This is a genomic window from Bacteroides sp. 4_1_36 (genome assembly GCF_003466325.1).
Taxonomy (GTDB): Bacteria; Bacteroidota; Bacteroidia; order Bacteroidales; family Bacteroidaceae; genus Bacteroides; species Bacteroides uniformis.
This window is the reverse complement of the sequence record NZ_QSOX01000011.1, coordinates 102,628-122,308: the sequence shown is the minus strand read 5'-3', so window position 1 is coordinate 122,308 and position 19,681 is coordinate 102,628. Positions and strand designations below refer to the sequence as shown.

The 19,681-nt window shown below is 46.5% G+C and carries 12 protein-coding genes; all 12 read left to right on the top strand.

Annotated elements, in window-relative coordinates; translation table 11 throughout:
• Positions 1–16 precede the first annotated feature (16 nt).
• Complete coding sequence (locus DXD65_RS12265) at positions 17–1,288, top strand: histidine-type phosphatase (RefSeq protein ID WP_057089560.1); 1,272 nt, start codon at positions 17–19, stop codon at positions 1,286–1,288.
• A 134-nt stretch (positions 1,289–1,422) separates the two neighbouring features.
• Positions 1,423–2,025, top strand: a complete 603-nt coding sequence (locus DXD65_RS12260; protein WP_005832757.1) for an RNA polymerase sigma-70 factor — start codon at positions 1,423–1,425, stop codon at positions 2,023–2,025.
• 131 nt (positions 2,026–2,156) lie between these two features.
• On the top strand, positions 2,157–3,137 hold the full coding sequence (locus DXD65_RS12255) for a FecR family protein (RefSeq protein WP_057281682.1): 981 nt from the start codon (positions 2,157–2,159) through the stop codon (positions 3,135–3,137).
• Between the two features lie 1,206 nt (positions 3,138–4,343).
• A complete protein-coding gene (locus DXD65_RS12250) occupies positions 4,344–7,901 on the top strand; it encodes a TonB-dependent receptor (RefSeq protein ID WP_117887681.1) in 3,558 nt (1,185 codons plus the stop codon).
• An 18-nt stretch (positions 7,902–7,919) separates the two neighbouring features.
• Positions 7,920–9,290 (top strand): RagB/SusD family nutrient uptake outer membrane protein, encoded by a 1,371-nt coding sequence (locus tag DXD65_RS12245; protein WP_057089558.1) that lies wholly within the window; start codon positions 7,920–7,922, stop codon positions 9,288–9,290.
• A 23-nt stretch (positions 9,291–9,313) separates the two neighbouring features.
• Positions 9,314–10,210: a glycerophosphodiester phosphodiesterase family protein gene (locus tag DXD65_RS12240; RefSeq protein WP_005832750.1), complete on the top strand. Its 897-nt coding sequence runs from the start codon at positions 9,314–9,316 to the stop codon at positions 10,208–10,210.
• 190 nt (positions 10,211–10,400) lie between these two features.
• A complete protein-coding gene (locus DXD65_RS12235) occupies positions 10,401–11,753 on the top strand; it encodes an MFS transporter (RefSeq protein ID WP_005832748.1) in 1,353 nt (450 codons plus the stop codon).
• 408 nt (positions 11,754–12,161) lie between these two features.
• Entirely contained in the window at positions 12,162–12,758 is a 597-nt protein-coding gene (locus DXD65_RS12230) for an RNA polymerase sigma-70 factor (protein ID WP_034523224.1), read from the top strand.
• 62 nt (positions 12,759–12,820) lie between these two features.
• Positions 12,821–13,735, top strand: a complete 915-nt coding sequence (locus DXD65_RS12225; protein WP_117887680.1) for a FecR family protein — start codon at positions 12,821–12,823, stop codon at positions 13,733–13,735.
• 86 nt (positions 13,736–13,821) lie between these two features.
• On the top strand, positions 13,822–17,109 hold the full coding sequence (locus DXD65_RS12220; RefSeq protein ID WP_117887679.1) for a SusC/RagA family TonB-linked outer membrane protein: 3,288 nt from the start codon (positions 13,822–13,824) through the stop codon (positions 17,107–17,109).
• A 33-nt stretch (positions 17,110–17,142) separates the two neighbouring features.
• On the top strand, positions 17,143–18,603 hold the full coding sequence (locus DXD65_RS12215; RefSeq protein ID WP_117887678.1) for a RagB/SusD family nutrient uptake outer membrane protein: 1,461 nt from the start codon (positions 17,143–17,145) through the stop codon (positions 18,601–18,603).
• Between the two features lie 25 nt (positions 18,604–18,628).
• Positions 18,629–19,678 (top strand): hypothetical protein, encoded by a 1,050-nt coding sequence (locus DXD65_RS12210; RefSeq protein ID WP_057089556.1) that lies wholly within the window; start codon positions 18,629–18,631, stop codon positions 19,676–19,678.
• Positions 19,679–19,681 lie beyond the last annotated feature (3 nt).

Here is a 19,681-nt window from a genome sequence, read left to right as displayed (position 1 = left end):
TAAAAGAGTAGTATCTATGAAGCGTTTCGTTTTTCTAACCGTTCTTTGTTGCCTGGTGCTTGGAATGAGAGCCCAGACAGCCAAAGAAGAAATCTTTGCAGATGTTCATCGTTCGGCAGCCAATTACTATGCCTATCCCGAACCGACTGTGGAGCAGACAGCTCCTCCTGCAGGTTATAAACCCTTTTATCTGAGCCACTATGCCCGTCATGGTTCACGGTTCCTTATAAATCCGGATGATTACGAGAAGCCGTTGGCAGTGATGCGTGAGGCTGATGAGAATGGTGTGCTCACTGAGTTGGGAAAGAAGACACTTTGTGTTTTGGATAGCGTCTCGCGCATGGCTAAGAGCAGATATGGTGAACTGACTCCGCTGGGTGCACGCCAGCACAAAGGCATTGCAGAGCGAATGTACAAGAATTTCCCGGAAGTCTTTAAAGGAGAAGCCGAGGTGGATGCATGCTCCACGGTGGTTATCCGCTGCATTCTTTCTATGGCGGCAGAATGTTTGAAGCTGCAATCTCTCAATCCGAAGTTGCAGTTCAAGAACGATGCCAGCTATGCCGACATGTACTATATGAATAACGATGACCCCTATGTCAAGACATTGTGCAAGGCGGATGAAGTGGTCGAGGCGAAGGCTGCCATCCGGAAGGAGCATGTACATCCGGAACGCTTGATGAAGGCTTTGTTCAACAACGAGGATTATGTAAACTGGAAAGTGGATGCCGGCAGATTGATGACCCGGTTGTTTGATGTGGCAAGCAACATGCAGAGTCTCGACACGAATCTGGAACTTTACTCTCTCTTCACCAAAGACGAATGCTATGATTTGTGGCAAATCAGCAACAAGAATTGGTATATATCCTATGGCCCGTCTCCGCTCACCAAAAGCGAAATACCTTATATGGAATCCAATCTGCTGGAAAATATACTGAATACGGCCGACACTTGCATCGTGAAGAAAGAGAACAGCGCAACTTTACGTTTCGGCCATGAATCTTGCCTGCTTCCTTTGGTATGCCTGCTGGAATTGGGTGATTGTGCTTATCAGACTACCGATTTAAGCAGACTCGATGAAACTTGGCGAAACTACAAGATTTTCCCGATGGCAGGCAACGTTCAATTCGTTTTCTTCCGCAAGAAAGGCAGTGATGACATTCTTGTAAAGGTGCTGCTCAACGAGCATGAGATGAAACTTCCGGTAGAAAGCGAACTGGCTCCTTATTACCATTGGAAGGATGTGGAGGCTTATTATAGGAATAAACTGAAAGCCTATAGACGATAGAAGCGTGTTAAAGCCGGTCATTGCTTGAGGGATGAACCGGCTTTATTTTTCATTTTTCTTTTTTCTTTCCCGAATTTTACATACGTTTGCAACATCTTAGCGATACCTTTGTACTTGAATGTAAAGATAGCCCTATGTATGCAGCAGAAACTCTAATTGATGAAAAGGCACTTGTTCTCCGCCTGATAGATGGAGATGAGGATGCTTTTTGTGAACTGTACGCTGCCTATAAGGGCCGCCTGATATACTTTGCCATGCGTTTTCTGAAGTCGCGCGAGCATGCCGAGGATGTTTTTCAGGACGCTTTCACCGTGATTTGGCAGAGCCGACGTTTCATCAATCCCGATGCTTCCTTCTCTTCCTACCTTTATACAATTGTTCGCAACCGTGTGCTGAATCAGCTGCGCGACCTCGATAACCAGAACAAACTCAAGGAGCATGTCCTTGCGCAGGCTGTGGATTATACCGATGAAACGAAGAATGAAATTCTAGCTAATGACTTGCGGCAACTAATCTTGCGTGCATTGCAGCAATTGACGCCCCGCCAGCGTGAAATCTTTGAAATGAGCCGTGAACAGCAGATGTCTCACAAGGAGATTGCTGAAACGCTGGGTATATCGGTCAATACGGTGCAGGAGTCTATATCCTTGTCATTGAAATCGCTGCGCGGATATTTGCAGAAGAACTCGGTAGCGGCTGCCGACCTCGTGCTGCTTCTTGTTTGTATGAATTTGTAATGAAGCCCATCTTTCTTCCGTATGAGATAAAAAACGTTAAATACACCCTAGATGCTTCGCTTTTGCGTGTACTATTCTTTTAAAAGGGATAGTTTAAGAACATCTTTGTAGCTCCCCGCAAAAAAACGATTATGAAACATAACGAGAAAGATAAGACTTTGCTTCGCCGTTACTTGGATGACTTGTACACGGTTGAAGATGTCAGCAAGTTGGCAGACCACTTGGCTGTGCCGGAACCGGAAGGCATCCTTGAGGAACTGGCTGCCGATGTTTGGGACGAATCAGCGTCGCAACAACCGCTGACTGACCTCGAACGCGAGAAGTCGAAGAAAGAGGCGCGCCAATTGTTGAAGCGCATCGAGCACAAAAAACGGACCTGGTTTCGCCGCATGGCAACTGTCGCTGCAGCTGCGGCTGCGGTTCTTTGTTTGGTGCTGGGTGGCGTCGGATATCTGGATTACATCAACGAACAGCAGATTTCTTATCTGGAAGCCTCGACCTCTTATGGCGAATGCAAGCAGGTGTTGCTTCCTGACGGCACGCAACTGGTCTTGAACTCCTGCTCCCGCATTCGCTATCCCGACCGCTTTGCGGGCAACGAACGCAGGGTGGAGCTCGAAGGTGAGGGCTACTTTCGGGTTCATCGCAACGAGAAGCAGCCGTTCATTGTCAATACCCATCATTTCGACGTTCGTGTATTGGGCACGTGCTTTGATATCAAAGCTTATTTGTCCGATGAGGTTGTTTCTGTCGATGTGGAGAGTGGCAAGGTGCAAGTGGACTTGCCAGAAGCCATGATGCGCTTAAGCGCCCAGGAGCGGGTGTACATCAATACCATTTCCGGCGAATACAACAAGCAGCATGAAAAACGCACTGTGGCAGTATGGCGGAAAGGCGGATTGCGATTCAGCAGTACTCCGATAAACGATGTTGCAAAAGAGTTGGAACGCGTTTATAATTGCTCCATCTCTTTTGCCGAAGGGCAGGTGTTCAAGAATCTGATTTCGGGCGAGCACGACAACAAGAGCCTGGAAGCTGTGTTGCAGTCTATCGAATATACCAGCGGCATTCATTATAAGAAAGATGGGAACAAGGTATTGCTCTATAAATAGTGTGAATCAGGAGTTGAATTTGACTCGCTATTATACAGTTATAAGCAAAGCCTTATATCGAACTCAGGCCAATATAGAAAAAAGGGCTTGGTGCTGTCCGTTTGAAGGGTATTTGAAAGGCGTTTGTAGTGTACTGTGCAGGCATTCATTGTGTTTCGCACATACGTTTCTCCTGAAAAGTCTTTGAGTTTGTTGACGCTCCACTTAAGTGAACAAGTATGTTCACTAAGATGGCCCGAATTGTTCACTATCGTGAAGAAGACAGACCACTATAGTGAACACACTATCAATTCACTGCATTTTTCGTAAGAAACACCGATGCTTTCCCTACAAATGACGGGGCAGAAAGATACTCGGCAAGGTGAGTGAGAGCAATTTCCATGGGTGAGGGCAAAACTTGCCCTCACCCATGGAAATTGCTCTCACTCACCTCCGAAACACCGATGAACAGGGAGGTTCAGGAAAACGGTGAGGGTGGTGAGGGCAAGTTGAAGAAACTCTTGTTACTCAAGCACGGATTATTTCTTTCTTATCAGTTATGAACTGTTTCAGAAACGCTTATGAGTTAAAAGTACTATCTCAATTCCCCTCCTTCAAGAAGGAGGGGTGCCCAAAGGGCGGGGTGGTAGGTGAGGAAAGAAAACCTTATTCTTATGATTCATAGGTGTTTATTGTTTTACCTACCACCTCCCCCTACGGGTAGAAGGTGTGTCAGAAGTGATAAGGGAACACGAATTACACAAATTACGCAAATAAGCGACTCGGATAATCCCTGATTATCAGTAGTCATTAAAAAGCATGATTTGTATAATTTGCGTAATTTGTGTTCTAAGTCTCTATTTCGACACACCCTCAATTGAGATAGTACTGCTAATCACTTAGGTTCCTTTCTTATCAAATATGAATATAATTCAATCACTGCTTCGCATAAATAGTGAAAATATCTTAATGAGACCCCTGCTTCTTCGGGCGACTGTGTACTATATATAAGCGAATCGCCAGAGTGTTAACCTTTATCATTAATAAAATTAAGTATGAAACCACCAACTTGAGCTACACAAAAAAATAGGAGCTGTCTCTAAGAGAAGCCCCTATTCCGGTAATCCGGACGGATATTCATTCGTTTCGACCCGTGTGAATAACGTATCGCGCATTACACATCTTTGTTTTTAATAATTTATTTCAATTACTAAAACGCACAAATTTATGAATAATCTTCCTAATACTGAAAGGAAATGTAGAAATGTAGATTCATTTTTAGCTTTTTTACTGTTCGTATGCTTGTTGTTTACAGCCCCATACGTGCGGGCACAAGAGACAAGAAGCATTACACTGAATGTTCAGAATGAAACGGTAGAGAATGTGTTCAACCAACTGGGCGTGCAGACTGGTTTGAAATTCTTCTATGACCAAGAAATAGTCAATGCAGCTCCACGCATCTCCATCCATGTTTCCAACGCTTCTTTGCAAGAGGTCTTGGAGCAGATTACCTCGCAAGCAAAATTATATTTCAATAGGGACAACAATACAATATCCGTAGGCAATCAGAAAAGTGGAGAGCTTATTGAGAAAGTGAGGACAAAGACAATCAACGGAAAAGTGGTAGACCCAAACGGGGAGCCGATTATCGGTGCCAGTGTATTGGTAAAGGGCACTGCCAATGGAGTGATTACCGATCTTGACGGAAATTATAGCCTGGCCGATGTACCCGGGAATGCGATGCTCGCCTTTTCATATATCGGCTATCAGACGGTAGAGATAAAAGCGGGCAGCAAAGGCCTGGACAGAATCGTCTTGATGGAAGACAACGAGTTGCTGGACGAAGTAGTGGTTGTGGGATATGGTGTGCAGAAGAAGCGCGACGTGACTACTGCCATTGCCAGCCTTCGTGCCAGTGATATGAAAGGCCAACCGGTTACTTCCATGGCCGAGGCGATGGTGGGCAAGATGCCGGGTGTGCAGGTGTCTCAGTCGACGGGTGCTCCGGGCTCTTCCTTGCAGATTAAGGTACGCGGAACGGGCACTATTACGGCAGGAACCTCTCCGCTCTATGTTGTGGACGGTGTGCCTCTTGCCCAGGAGCAGCTGAATACGTTCAATATGAACGATGTAGAGTCCATCGAGGTGCTGAAAGATGCTTCTTCGGCTGCCATCTACGGTTCGCGTGGTTCGAACGGTGTGGTACTGATTACTACCAAGAGAGGGCAGGAAGGGCGTGCTACAGTTTCCTATAACGGATACTATGGCTGGCAGACGGTTTCAAAGAAGATAGACATGCTGAATGCCTACGAGTATGCCGATTTGGTGAACGATGCACGCAACAATACGTATACCGACAAGATGGAGTCCATCAACCGTAAGCTCATAGCGCAGAATAAGAATCCTTTGTCTTTTGACATCTCGGACAGCAATGCCATCCGTCTGCAAAATACAAGCAATGATTATAATACAATTGTTCCCGTTGAAATCTTGCCATACCTGAGAGGTGAAAAAGGACTGGTAGACACGGACTGGCAGGACGAAATCTTCCGTACGGCAGGCATGCAGAGCCATTCGGTTTCTGTCTCAGGCGGCAGCCCGAAGATAAGATATTATGCGTCTGTAGATTATTTGTCACAAGAAGGTGTCATTATCAACAGTGACTTTACGCGCTACAGCTCGCGCTTCAACCTCGATGTAACCGAAGGTATTTTCAAGTTCGGCCTTTCGCTCAATCCGTCTGTAACGATAGAGAATGCGGTTAATTCTGACGGCGCTTACAATTCGGGCGGTGGCGGTATCATTGCTTCGGCGCTGCACAGTGCTCCTATATTTCCGGTTTATAATCCCGACGGTTCATTTTGCTTCTCTCAGAATGCCTGGAGTCCCAATACACAGACAGTACTCGAAAACGGTTCCATAAAGAAAGGTAACAGCCAGACGCAAGTATGGAATCCCGTAGCATTAGCCATGTTGCAGAAGGACGAAACGAAGGCATCCCGTGTTTTTGGCAATATTTACGGAGAAGTGGCTTTTATGCCCGAATTGAAGTATCGGGCCAATTTCGGTGTGGATATTTACAGTAGCTCGCAAGATACGTTCCGTCCGTCCACTATCCCCATTTCCAATACGGAGGGAAATCCGGAGTCGGTGCCCGAAGCAACGGCGAAGACTGCCAAGATGTACAACTGGCTGTTTGAGCAAACGATGAGCTATAATAAGGAAATCCACGGGCATTCTCTTTCTGCACTGGTAGGCTGGACCATGCAATACCAACGAGACGAAAGTACTTATGCTTTTGCCAACGGATTCATTACGAACAGCGTGCCCACTCTCAATGCAGGTACCGTTACCCGCGGCAATTCGCATGCTTCCGAATGGGCCTTGCTTTCAGGACTTGCCAGAATTCAGTATAACTATAAAGGCAAGTACATGCTTACAGGAGCAATCCGTGCCGACGGTGCTTCCCGTTTTGGCAAACAGAACCGTTGGGGATGGTTTCCGTCGGTATCTGCCGGATGGCGTCTGACGGAAGAGCAATTTATGAAGTCGCTGACTTTCATCGACGACTTGAAACTTCGCGCCAGCTACGGTCTGACGGGTAACTTCCGTATTCCCAACTATGGTGCACAAGGCGAAGTTGCCTATTATAGTTATGTGTTGGGCGGAAGCAATGCCGAAGTAATAAAGGGTGCGGCCCCCAAGAGCATGCCCAATCCCGAACTGCATTGGGAAAAGACAGCGCAGGTGAATGTAGGTTTCGATGCGTCGCTGTTCAGTAACCGTTTGACTTTGGGGCTGGATTTATATAACAGTAACACGTATGACTTGTTGCTCAATGTCCCCGTACCCATGACAACCGGTTACAACACTCGCCTCGAGAACATCGGCAAGGTGAACAACAAAGGTGTGGAATTCAATATCGCCACCAATCAGAAGATGGGCGATTTCAACTGGAGTGTTTACTTCAATATCTCGAAGAACATCAACGAAGTGAAAGAACTTGGACCGGGCAATGCCGATATTATTTCTTCCGGTTCGGTGAGCAATGCCTATTTCATAACCCGCGTGGGTGAGGCCATCGGAAGCTATTATCTTCCAGTGGTAGAAGGTGTCTATAAGAATCAGGCCGAAGTGGATGCAGCTTTGCACTACAAGGATTCTCCCACCAACTACGGACTGGCCGACACGAAGCCGGGCGACTTCAAGTTCAAGGACGTCAATGGAGACGGGATACTTGATATTTCGGATACCGACCGCGCCATCGTGGGCAACTATATGCCCGACTTTACTTATGGCTTCGGTGCTACACTGGCTTGGAAAGGCATTGACTTCGGCATTGTGTTTCAAGGTGTGCAGGGCAATGAAATCCTGAACTTGTCTCGCCGGTATTTCTATAACCACGAAGGGAATATGAATAACTACAAAGGAGCTTTGAACCGCTGGAAGTCGGAAGACAATCCTGGTAGTGGAATGAATGTACGTGCCAACCGCGTCAGTAAGGGGCAGAACGGCACCACCTCTACATGGCACGTGGAAGACGGGTCTTACCTGCGCATCAAGAATATTTCGTTGGGATATACCTTGCCCGAAAACTGGCTCAAAAAGGTGTATCTGAAGTCGGCGCGCGTATACTGTTCCATCCAAAATCCGTTTACCTTTACCAACTATGAAGGCTATAATCCGGAAGTTTCAAATCGCAGTGCCGCTACTACCAATGGCGAAGACTATGGTGTATACCCGTTGGCAAGAACCACTTCGATAGGTGTTAATCTTACGTTTTAATCTTAAAAAGACAGTAATATGAAAAAAGTAATAATGTTTGTTCTTACAGCAATGGTTCTTTCAAGCTGTAGTGATTTTATAGACTTGAAACCTATTGATTTTCCTACGGAGGAAACCTTTTATAAGGATGTGAAGGGTTTGGAAGGAGCCGTTATAGGTATCTATGATGAGTTGCAATCCAGCGACCAGTATGGAGCGAAGTTCATGACTTTGATGGAAGTACGTGGTGACAATGTGAAGAATGACAATTCCGGTGCCAGTGGCGGCATCACTTATCAGATAGAAGTTTTCACGGAAACTCCGGCAAACTCCAACTTGTCGGGGGCATGGCTTTCGTTGTACAAGACTATTTATCGTTGCAACCTGGTGTTGCAGAATGTGGAAGAAGTGCCGATGTCCGACGAACAGCGCTCTCGCATTGCCGGACAAGCTTCGTTTATACGTGCTCTTTGTTACTTTAACCTGGTTCGCTTGTGGGGCGAGGTGCCCATCATTACAAAAACGCAGACCGTGGCCGAAGCGCGTAACAACAAGCGTGCTCCCATTGATGAAGTCTATGGGCAGATAATCAGCGACTTGGCTGTAGCCAAAGGTTTACCCGCGGTTTGGCCCGAATCGGAAAGAGGCCGTGCCACTTCGTATGCGGCGCATGCATTGCTGGCAAAGGTTTATTTATATAGGAAGAACTATCAGGAAGTGGTCAATGAACTTGCTCCGGTGGTAGCAGCCATTCATGCCGGAAAAGACTTGATGCTGGTGCCCATGCCGCAAACTTTTCCCAACGACTTGAAGACGAGCAAGGACATTATTTTTGCCGTTCAATATCTGAAAGGTGGAGTAGGCGAGTCGGTACATCAGAACAACCGCTATCGTAACAATGACAATGGCAATATCATCTCATTGGAGCAAGCGGAGTTTGAAAGCGACAAGGATAACCGTAAGGCCCTGGTAGAACCTACGGGCAGCGGACAGCGTCCGGGCAAGTTCAATGCTCCGGCAACGAACAATGAGACCAGTGCCGACTTTCCGGTAATGCGTTGTGCCGAAGTGATGCTGATGTATGCCGAAGCTGCCAATGAGCTTGCCGCTGTTCCTACACAAGATGCTTTGGATGCTCTGAATGCCGTACGCACAAATGCAGGTCTTGAAGGGAAAACATTGGCCGAACTGTCCACAAAAACACTCTTCCGCCAGGCAGTATATAAGGAACGCCGTTTGGAGCTTGCTCTGGAGTGCGACCGTTGGTTCGACATTGTTCGCACCGGACAAATGGCTGCCATATTTCCCGGTATTGATGCTTACCGGCAGCTCTATCCGGTTCCTCAAACCGAAATAGAGAATGTCAATGACAAAGCCGGTTGGCAGAACGAAGGCTATGCATTGGAATGATTGAATTTATAATCCATGAAATGATGAAAAAGATATATTTATTGCTGTTTGCTGTTTTGGCAGTATTGCAGCTTTCGGCTCAAGACCGAGTGACGCAGATTCGTGAAAAACTGATGAATCGCGACCAGAGTTCAGTAATTGTGGTAGCCCATCGCGGCGACTGGCGCAATTTTCCGGAAAACTCTTTAGAGGCAATAGACAATGCCGTTAGAATGGGTGTGGATATTGTGGAACTGGATGTAAAGAAGACAAAGGATGGTGAACTGATACTGATGCACGACCGGGCACTGGACCGCACAACTACCGGCAAGGGGCTGGTTTCGGAAGCCACTCTCGACTACATACGTGGGTTGAAGTTGAAAAACGGCTGCAACATACGTACCATCCACAAAGTTCCTACTTTGGAAGAGGCCTTGCTGCATGCCAAAGGCAAGATAATGATAAATCTGGACCAGGCCGACCTCTATTTCGACCAGATTTATGAGCTGATGAAGAAGACCGGAACCACCAAGCAGATTATAATGAAAGGGCGCAAAACAGCAGCCGAAGTCAAGAAACAATTCGGCGATTATCTGAATGACGTAATCTATATGCCCATTGTCGACCTCGACAAGCCGGGGGCCGAGGAACAGATAGAGACGTTTGTCAAGGAGATGTCTCCCGTAGCTTTTGAACTGCTGTATGTAAAGGACTCCAACCCGCTTCCCAAGAAGCTGGCAACGACTTTAGCCGACCGCTCCCTTATCTGGTACAACACTTTGTGGGATACGATGGCAGGCGGACACGACGATGACATGTCTTTGCAAAACCCCGATGAGGGCTATGGCTATTTGATTGACACATTGGGATGCCGCATCCTACAGACTGACCGTCCGGCTTATTTGCTGGAGTATCTGAGAACGAAAAAAATGCACGAATAAAGCAATTTGGTTCACTATCCGTTCGAGTTCCGCAAGCTTGGTTGCAAAGGCTCTGGCATAATACAAATTTATATTCAGTAATCTCTGTCATTCAGCGGAGTGTAGCGACGGAATATCTCCTTTCCTCGCTATACATCCGCCGGATGGTTGCGATTGAGCTTGCGAAACTTAAATCCAATAACAAAATACAATGTTGAAACATCTTATAAATTTCTACAAGGTTTCTTCCGATAAACCTTGTACCGACCTTTCTGTGTCCGCCTGTCAACGGCGCTTGAAGCGGCTGCAATGGTCTACTTTTCTTGCGGCAACGCTTGGCTACGGCATGTATTATGTATGCCGTCTCAGCTTGAATGTAGTGAAGAAACCGATAGTGGAGGAAGGTATTTTCTCCGAAACAGAACTGGGTATTATCGGTTCCGTACTTTTCTTCACTTATGCCATAGGTAAGTTTACAAACGGTTTCCTGGCCGACCGCAGCAACATCAACCGTTTCATGACTACCGGACTCTTGGTCACGGCATTGGTGAACCTTTGTCTCGGCTTTGTCCATTCATTCATCTTGTTTGCCATCCTTTGGGGCATCAGTGGCTGGTTCCAGTCGATGGGGGCCGCTTCTTGCGTGGTAGGCTTGTCACGCTGGTTCACCGACAAACAGCGCGGTTCTTTCTACGGCTTCTGGAGTGCGAGCCACAACATCGGCGAGGCGATGACATTTATCATCATTGCCTCCATTGTCAGTGCTTTCGGCTGGCGGTATGGTTTCTTTGGAGCAGGACTTGTGGGGCTGGCAGGTGCATTGATTGCCTGGCGTTTCTTCCACGATACACCGCAAAGCAAAGGGTTGCCCATTGTCAATATGCCTAAGGCGAAGAAAAAAATGAGTGTGTTGGAAAGCGAGGAATTCAGCCGTGCGCAGAAAGCCGTACTTCGCAATCCTGCCATCTGGATATTGGCACTCAGTAGTGCTTTTATGTATATCAGCCGTTATGCGGTGAACAGTTGGGGCGTATTCTATCTGGAAGCGCAGAAGGGCTATTCTACACTGGATGCCAGTTTCATCATTTCCATCAGTTCGGTCTGTGGCATTGTGGGTACGATGTTTTCCGGTGTCATTTCGGACAAGCTGTTCGGCGGCCGCCGTAATGTGCCCGCCCTTATCTTCGGACTGATGAATGTGGTTGCACTCTGCTTGTTCCTGCTGGTTCCCGGTGTTCATTTCTGGGTGGACGCTTTGGCCATGATACTTTTCGGCCTTGGCATCGGTGTGCTGATTTGCTTTCTCGGAGGGCTGATGGCTGTAGATATTGCTCCGCGCAATGCTTCGGGCGCAGCATTGGGCGTTGTAGGTATAGCCAGCTATATAGGTGCAGGATTGCAAGACGTAATGAGCGGCGTGCTGATAGAAGGGAACAAGCAGTTGGTGGATGGCGTGGAGGTGTACGACTTTACCTACATCAACTGGTTCTGGATAGGGGCGGCATTGCTATCTACATTGCTGGCTTTGTTTGTGTGGAATGCGCGGAATGAAGAAGAAGCATAGCACATTGCCAAAGCAGCTTAATTCTATCCTTACATCGGCAAATGAATAGAATAAGGGGAGTTTGCAACTAAAATTCGAGGCATCATAGTGATGCCTCTTTTATGGGATTTGATTTGCTGTACTTCCCAAATGCTCCTGGCTATAATTCTCATAGTTTGTGTATTTAGGGCAAACTTAGATAACAAATGTGTTTTGGAAAACAAACATCCTTTTGATTTTCAGAATGTGGAGTTGTCTTTCATTTAAAAACACTCAAAAAGTATGAAGTTCCTGCCGCACCAAAATCACTTTGAATTCTTTTTTCACATAATATTTCCTTTTATCTGCCTTTATTTGCGAAAATATTGATAATATTGCCATCTCTTTATGTCCGTAAAGGATATGCTTTTGTTGCAAAAATCTAAGGATATGGTCGATTCTACAGATGAAAAACGCTTATTGGCCGAATTGGGTGCAGGCTCTTTCCAGGCATTCGAGAAGCTCTATCACAGATATAGCGGTAAGCTGTATAACTTCATCATGCGTATTTCCGCGGGCAACCGGTATATGGCTGAAGAAGTGGTGCAGTCCACCTTTATCCGTATATGGGAGGTACGCGGAACAGTAGACCCGGAATCATCATTCATATCTTTCCTCTGCACCATTGCCAAGAATCTGCTGATGAATATGTACCAAAGGCAGACTGTAGAGTTTGTCTATAACGAGTATCTGATGAAAAGCGGCGTAGACCGTGATTTCCGGACGGAAGAAGGCATCGACCTGCACTTTCTGCATGAGTACATAGACTCATTGGCAGACAAGCTTCCCGAACAACGCAAAAAGATATTCATCCTGAGCAAAAGGCAGCATTACACCAATAAGGAGATAGCAGAACAATTGGGAATATCCGAGAGCACGGTTGCCACGCAGTTGTCTCTTGCCGTAAAATTCATGCGCACGCAGTTAATGCAGAATTACGACGCTGTTCTTGCCCTTTTATTTGTATTCTTTGTTAATGAAGTGTAAATGTGACAAGGGCTTTTGGATAATAAGCGGGATGAAAGTGTATACTTTTAAATAACAAAAAGATGGATAAGGCACAGTATAGAAAACTAATGGACTGGATGAAGAACGACTGCCACCTGCAAAACTGGTGGGAGGAGGAATTCGCCAAATCGGATGCAGAGATTGATTCTGCATTGCGCAACAAGATGTTTGTCCGTATCAAGGAAGAGACGGTTGGCAAGTCACGCTCTGCGCGGGTTATCCGTATGAATATTCTGAGATGGGCTGCCATGATTTGTCTGCCCGTTTGCCTCGCTTTCTTCACTTATTACTTGATAGACATGTCGCAAACACCCGGAATGCCTTTCGTTGTGAAGGCCGATAAGGGTGACAAGGCAAGGATTGAGTTGCCGGATGGGACGAATGTTGTTCTGAATTCAGCATCTCAAATGAGTTATTTGAATGATTTTGGTAAAAAAAACAGGTGTGTGCAACTCAATGGAGAAGCTTTTTTTAAGGTTGCTCATGATGAAAGTCGTACTTTCATAGTGCAAGTCGGTGAGCTGGAAGTGAAAGTTCTGGGAACTTCTTTTAATGTTTCGGCTTACGAAGACGACGAGGACATCGTTGTTGTGTTGCAAGAAGGTAAAGTAGGGGTGTACGCCCAAGGAATGTCGCACACCATGATTCCCGGCGACAAGCTGGAATACAATAAGCTTACCCAAAAGCTGACTACCACAAAAGTGAATTCCGAAGATTACATTGAGTGGATAAAGGGAAATCTGTATTTCGACAAAGAATCGTTGAAGAATATCATGAGTACTCTTTCGCGCATTTATAATGTAGAGATACGCTTTGAGTCGGATAAGCTTTTGAACGAACGTTTCACCGGAACCATCCCCGGCAATGGCATCCGGAATGCTTTGAACATGCTGATGCTTACTGCCGATTTTACGTACGAAATGGACGGCTCTGTCATCGTGATAAAAAGCAAATAGGTTAACGGGAGTTAAAAACGGAAGGCGGCTTGGACGAAGACATAGGGGTGGCTGTATACTTATCAAACCTATAAAAGTTTTGATGTATGAAACACAAGTTAGCCTTTTTAAGACTCCTCCGCTTTTTTGTCGGGAGAAGTGGTAATCGGAACGCAGTGCGGACTGTCTGTCTGGCATTGTTTCTAAGTATTTCCTTTAGTGCTTATTCCCAAATCACAATCAGCTTCAAGGAGCAACCGTTGAGGTCTGCCCTGAAGCAGATAGAGCAGGTGAGTGTCTATAAGTTCTTTTACAATGAGAGCCTGCCGGATTTGGACCGGAAAGTATCGTTGAATGTGCAGGATGTAACGATTGACCAGACTATGCAGCAGCTTCTGGCAAAAACGGCTCTTTCGTACAAGCAAGAGGAAGGAAATGTAATTGCTCTTATTCGCAAACCCACGCAAAACGCTTCATCTGCAAAGAAAATAACCGGAATTGTTGTAGATGTCAATGGTGAACCCATTATCGGCGCTACTGTCATGGTGAAAGGAACGTCCAATGGAGGAATTACCGATATGGATGGTACATATTCTCTCATGGATGTGCCTGGAGATGCCATGATTTCAATTTCCTATGTCGGATATAAGACCGTAGATATTAAGGTAACGGATAAATCGCTGGCAAGAGTGACTTTGAAAGAGGATACGGAAATGCTTGATGAAGTTGTGGTTGTAGGCTATGGAGTACAGAAGAAGAGCGATATAACCGGTTCCGTATCTTCCGTGAAATCAGAAGAATTGCTCTCTGCTCCCAATACAAGTACGGCGCAGGCTCTTCAGGGACGCGTATCGGGTGTTGTAGTACAAAACACCAGTGGTGACCCTGCTGGAGCTGTCTCTATCCGTATTCGCGGCTCAAACTCTCTGACCTACGGCAACGACCCTTTGGTGATTATCGATGGTGTACAAGATGGAAACATCGGTAGCTTGAATCCTAACCAGATTCAATCCATAGAGGTTCTGAAAGATGCAGCGGCCTTGTCTGTATACGGTTCTAAAGGTGCCAATGGCGTCATTCTTGTAACAACCAAGAACGGTACAACCGGCAAAGCACGCATCTCTTATAATGGATTTGTTTCATTTGACCAGGTAAGGAAGAAGTTACCTTCTCTGAATGCGACAGACTATGCAACTTTGCTGAATGAAGCGAGAATTGAAAACGGGCAGAATCCGATTTTTATGCAGGATGAAATTGCCGCTTTAGGAGAAGGAACCAATTGGCAGAATGAAATATTCAAAGAAGCCATATCCCATACGCATAATGTCAGTGTGAGCGGTGGAAAGGAAGGTATATCTTATTTTCTGGCGGGGGGATATGTTGACAAGCAAGGGGTTGTCTTGAATACGGATTTCAGGGAATATACTTTCCGCTCAAATTTTAAGATACAAGCCAACAAGCGTTTGAGCTTTATACTGAACACCTTTGCTTCCTATAACAAATCACAGAAAGGTGAATATGAACAAGCTATAAGTTCGGCATTGCAATGGTCGCCCACCAAGAAGGTTTATGATTCCGAAAGCGAAGGCGGCTATACGCAGCCGGGCGGTGTAGGGCCTACTTCGTTCAATCCGGTAGGATATGCCAAGGAGTTTGTAAATGATAACTCTGCTTCCGTGTTTAATGTTGCTGTCACGGGTGAATATAAGTTTTGGGATTTCCTGAAATTTTCGACCTTGTTTTCATACAAGACCAATAGCCGGACTTCAGGCTATTTCGACAATCAGGTAGTGAACAACGGTCCGACTACGGAAGTAAGCGGAAGCAAAACGCAGTCTAATTATATTGCATTGCAAAGTACCTCAATCCTTACTTTCGACAAATCTTTCGGTAAGCACAATGTGCAGGCAACCGGTGTTTACGAAGTGCTGAAAGATAGCTATGATGGCACGACAGCATCAGCCAAAGGCATCCCCGTGGGATTGGGATACAATGGAATACAGTTTGGTTCTATCTTGCAGCAGCCTTGGGCGGAAACTTCCAAAACAACCATGCAGTCGTTCATGGGACGCGTCAATTACAGTTATCAGAAGCGGTATATGTTGTCGGCTTCCGTTCGTTACGACGGTGCCAGCCAATTGGCCGAAGGGCATAAATACGACGGTTTCACAGCCTTTTCCGTAGGATGGAATTTGATGGAAGAGGCTTTTATGGAGAGATTCCGTCATGTTGTCCCCGAATTCAAGTTAAGGGCCAGCTACGGAACGGTGGGCAATGCGGCTGTTCCGTCGTTTGCCTCCCAGTTGAAGTTTACTCCCGGCTTGGATGCCAACAACAATCCTACCCTTGCCATTTCCCAGTTGAGTAATGAAAACCTGAAGTGGGAACGTACGAATGAGCTGAATGTAGGTATCGACAGCCGTTGGTGGGGCGGCAGGCTGAGTTTTTCTGCCGAGTATTACAAGAAGAAGACAACCGATTTGTTGATGTGGCAGAAGGTGCCCACGGCATTGGGAGTAGAATCTATCCTGACAAATGTAGGCGCGGTATCCAATCGGGGTTTTGACTTGACATTCGGTGGTATTCCCGTATCGACAAAAAACTTCAAATGGGATATAAACTATACGGTGAACTATAATAAGAACAAAATTCTGGAACTGGATGGCCTTTCCGATATGATGATTTACACCAGCAATGCCGACTTTCCCGGATTGGTAGGCTCTTACGTGCAGATGGTAGGACAGCCGATGGGTACATTCCTGGGCTACACCTTTGCCGGAGTGTGGAAACAGAATGAAGCGACTACTGCTGCCTTGTATGGTGCTAAGCCGGGAGATGCCAAATATGCAGATCTCAACAAGGATGGAAAAATAGATAAAGACGATATCGGCATCATAGGCAATGCGCAGCCCACATGGAGCTTTGGCTTCAACAATACATTTACCATCTACAATTTCGACTTGAACATCTTTTGGCAGGGAGTAGCGGGCAATGATGTTTATAATCAGAACCGTGTGCGTCGTGAAGTCTATTCTTCGGATGCTTTTCCTACCAATCCGGTTATAAAAGAGCGTTGGACGCCGGAGAACGAAACGGACATTCCGTCATTTTCGGGAACAGAATACGTCAACTCTTCCCGTTGGGTTGAAAAAGGCGCTTATCTGCGGTTGAAGAATATCACTTTGGGCTATCGTCTGCCCCGGCAACTATTGTCGAAGGCAGGGTTCAATGCTGCCCGTATTTATGTGAGTGCCAACAATCTTTGGACGATAACGAACTATACCGGATATGACCCCGAAGCCAGTATGGGAACCGACGCTACTGCTGCCGGGGTAGACCGTGGCATCTATCCCTCGGCCAAGAGCTTCTTGGTGGGTTTGGATATTACATTTTAACTGATAAATTAAGGATATATTATGAAAATAAAGATGAATATAAAAAGAATGGTAGTGGGATTGATGGCCGTTACCATCTGTTGTGGATGTGCCGATTTATCGGAAGATTTGACCGGACAGCCCACATCTGACAAGTTCTTTAAGACAATTGTCGATTTCAACAGTTATATTTCCGGAGCTTATACCCCCCTTGTCAAGCTCTATGGAGAAGATGCACCCTACGTTGCGTGTGCCGGTGCGGAAGATGTATGTACCCCGGTAGTCAGATGGAAAGGATTCGAGCAGGTTAACATTAACACAGTAGGCAATCCGGAAGAAGTGACGGATATTTTATGGAACAATTGTTATTCGAGCATCAGTGCATGTAATACTACGATAGAACTGGTTGCACAGAATACGAATCTCACGGCAGAGGAGTTGAGCCCCATTGACGGCGAAGCCAAATTCCTCCGTGCTTTCGGTTACTTTCAGCTGGTTCGCTGGTTTGGTGAGATTCCTTTGCTGACGGAGGCCAATCAGAAGAATGCGTCGGTGGAACCGCAGGCTGCCATAGCTGATATTTATAAACAGATTGTTGTGGATTTGCAGTCGGCGGAAACGACACTGCCTTCGAAGCGGGAAGACCGTACCCGTCCCACATGCTGGACGGCAAAGTCCTTGCTGGCAAAGGTATATCTCACTATGGCAGGCTTCCCGTTGAACGACGCTTCATGTTATGCGCTGGCACGTGATAAGGCTGGAGAAGTTATCAATGAGAAAGTTTATTCGTTGGAGAGAAATTTCTTCGACTTGTGGCTGTATGATAACAGACAGACTAATTCCGAATTTATTTTCACCCTTTATGGCAATTCCATCAGCAGGACGGGCGGTTATCAATTCCGTGCCACTCGTCCCGATGCCAATGGTGAAGGAGGTTGGGCCGACTGGACAAGCGACAGCCGCTTCTTTGATATGTTTCCTAAAGGAGATGGCAGCCGTGTGAAAGGTACTTTTTATCTGACTATGATAGACGGAACCCCGTGGGAGCAGACAAACACGGCTCAGCCCTACGTAGGGAAACTGCGCGATGCCGGTCCTGCAAGCGGCGGATATTACAATGCGCCCATCGGGAGCGGGCAGAATGCGGATGGCTTTTACTGCATGTTGCGTTATTCTGATATATTGCTTATATATGCCGAGGCTGCCAATCTTGCAGAAGGAAGCCCTTCGCAAAAGGCTTATGATGCACTGAATGAAGTTCGCAGAAGGGCAGGCTTGCCCGAACTTTCCGGCTTGACGGCGAAACAGTTTGATGACGCGGTTCTTGACGAGCGAAATTGGGAGCTGGCGTTTGAATGTAACCGCTGGTTCGACCTCTGCCGCCGTTATCTGTTGAAAGAGAAATTGTCTCCTTGGTATCCGGAATCAACGATAGACGACCATAACTATCTGCTGCCGAAACCGAATGACCAGTTAATGATTATGACCGGAGTAAAGCAGAACCCCGGATATTGACAATAACCTTAAAAAAACGAACAAGATGAAAAAGAATATATTTTTGTTTTGGGTACTTTTAAGTACCTTGGTTGGTGGAGTGTCTTGCAGCAGCGAAGAACTGCCTGCCAATCCCACGATAGTGTCTCCGGTATCTTCTCTGGTGTTGTCGGTCGAGGGTATGGACTATGTGGCGGTGCCCAGGTTGAAGGAAGACAAGACGCTGGATAATGTATTGACCCTTGAGGTCAGAAAGGCTTCGACAAAGGCCGTTGTGAAATCAATCGTTCTTGCAGATGCCTCGGCTGAGGCTAACGTTGCCGTAGGTGACGAGGTGACTTTTACCGGCAACAGATGGGAGCTTGTCTTGAAACGCGGCATGGAAACCGGAAGCTATTTTGTTGAGATGGTCTACAATGAACCGCCGTTTATGTACTTCGTCAAAACCGGAGACTATGGACCGGAAGGAGAAAGATATTATGTCAATCCGGACAAATCGCAAAAGATTGCTTCCATCAACTATGATACCAAGTTTGAGGGATATATTGATTTGACCGGAACGAATTGGGATAATATCGGTCTTGTTGCTTCGGATTTGTCTTCCTACTACGACTTCTCCGGTGGAGCCGACGGTTCAAGCTGCTCGTTCGAGATGGTGAAGAAAGAGTCTGCCGGTGGAAATGTTTTTGCTTGCGATGGTCCTTGGGGAAACTGGACTTCCAATAACGGAACCCCCGAAATTACTTCTCCGGGCGTATGGAAGATTAATTTCGATGCGGCGACTCAGGTGATGACGCTGCTCCACACGCAATGGGCGGTTACAGGCTCTGCCATCAGTTCCTTGAAGGCTATGACCTATTCTTCGGAAACGCGTCTCTGGAGCCTGGATACGGATTTGTCGCCAGGAACGCTGAAGTTTACCACCATTGCTGTCGGTTATGGCGACCCGATAATTGTATATGGAGCGTCCGAAGGACTTTCCAAACTGTCGGAAGAGGGTACGGACATAGAAATCGGGACGGCTGGGAATTATACGATTACACTGAATTTGAGTCAGCCGCCGTATTATGACTATTCAATCAAGAAAAACGGATGACAC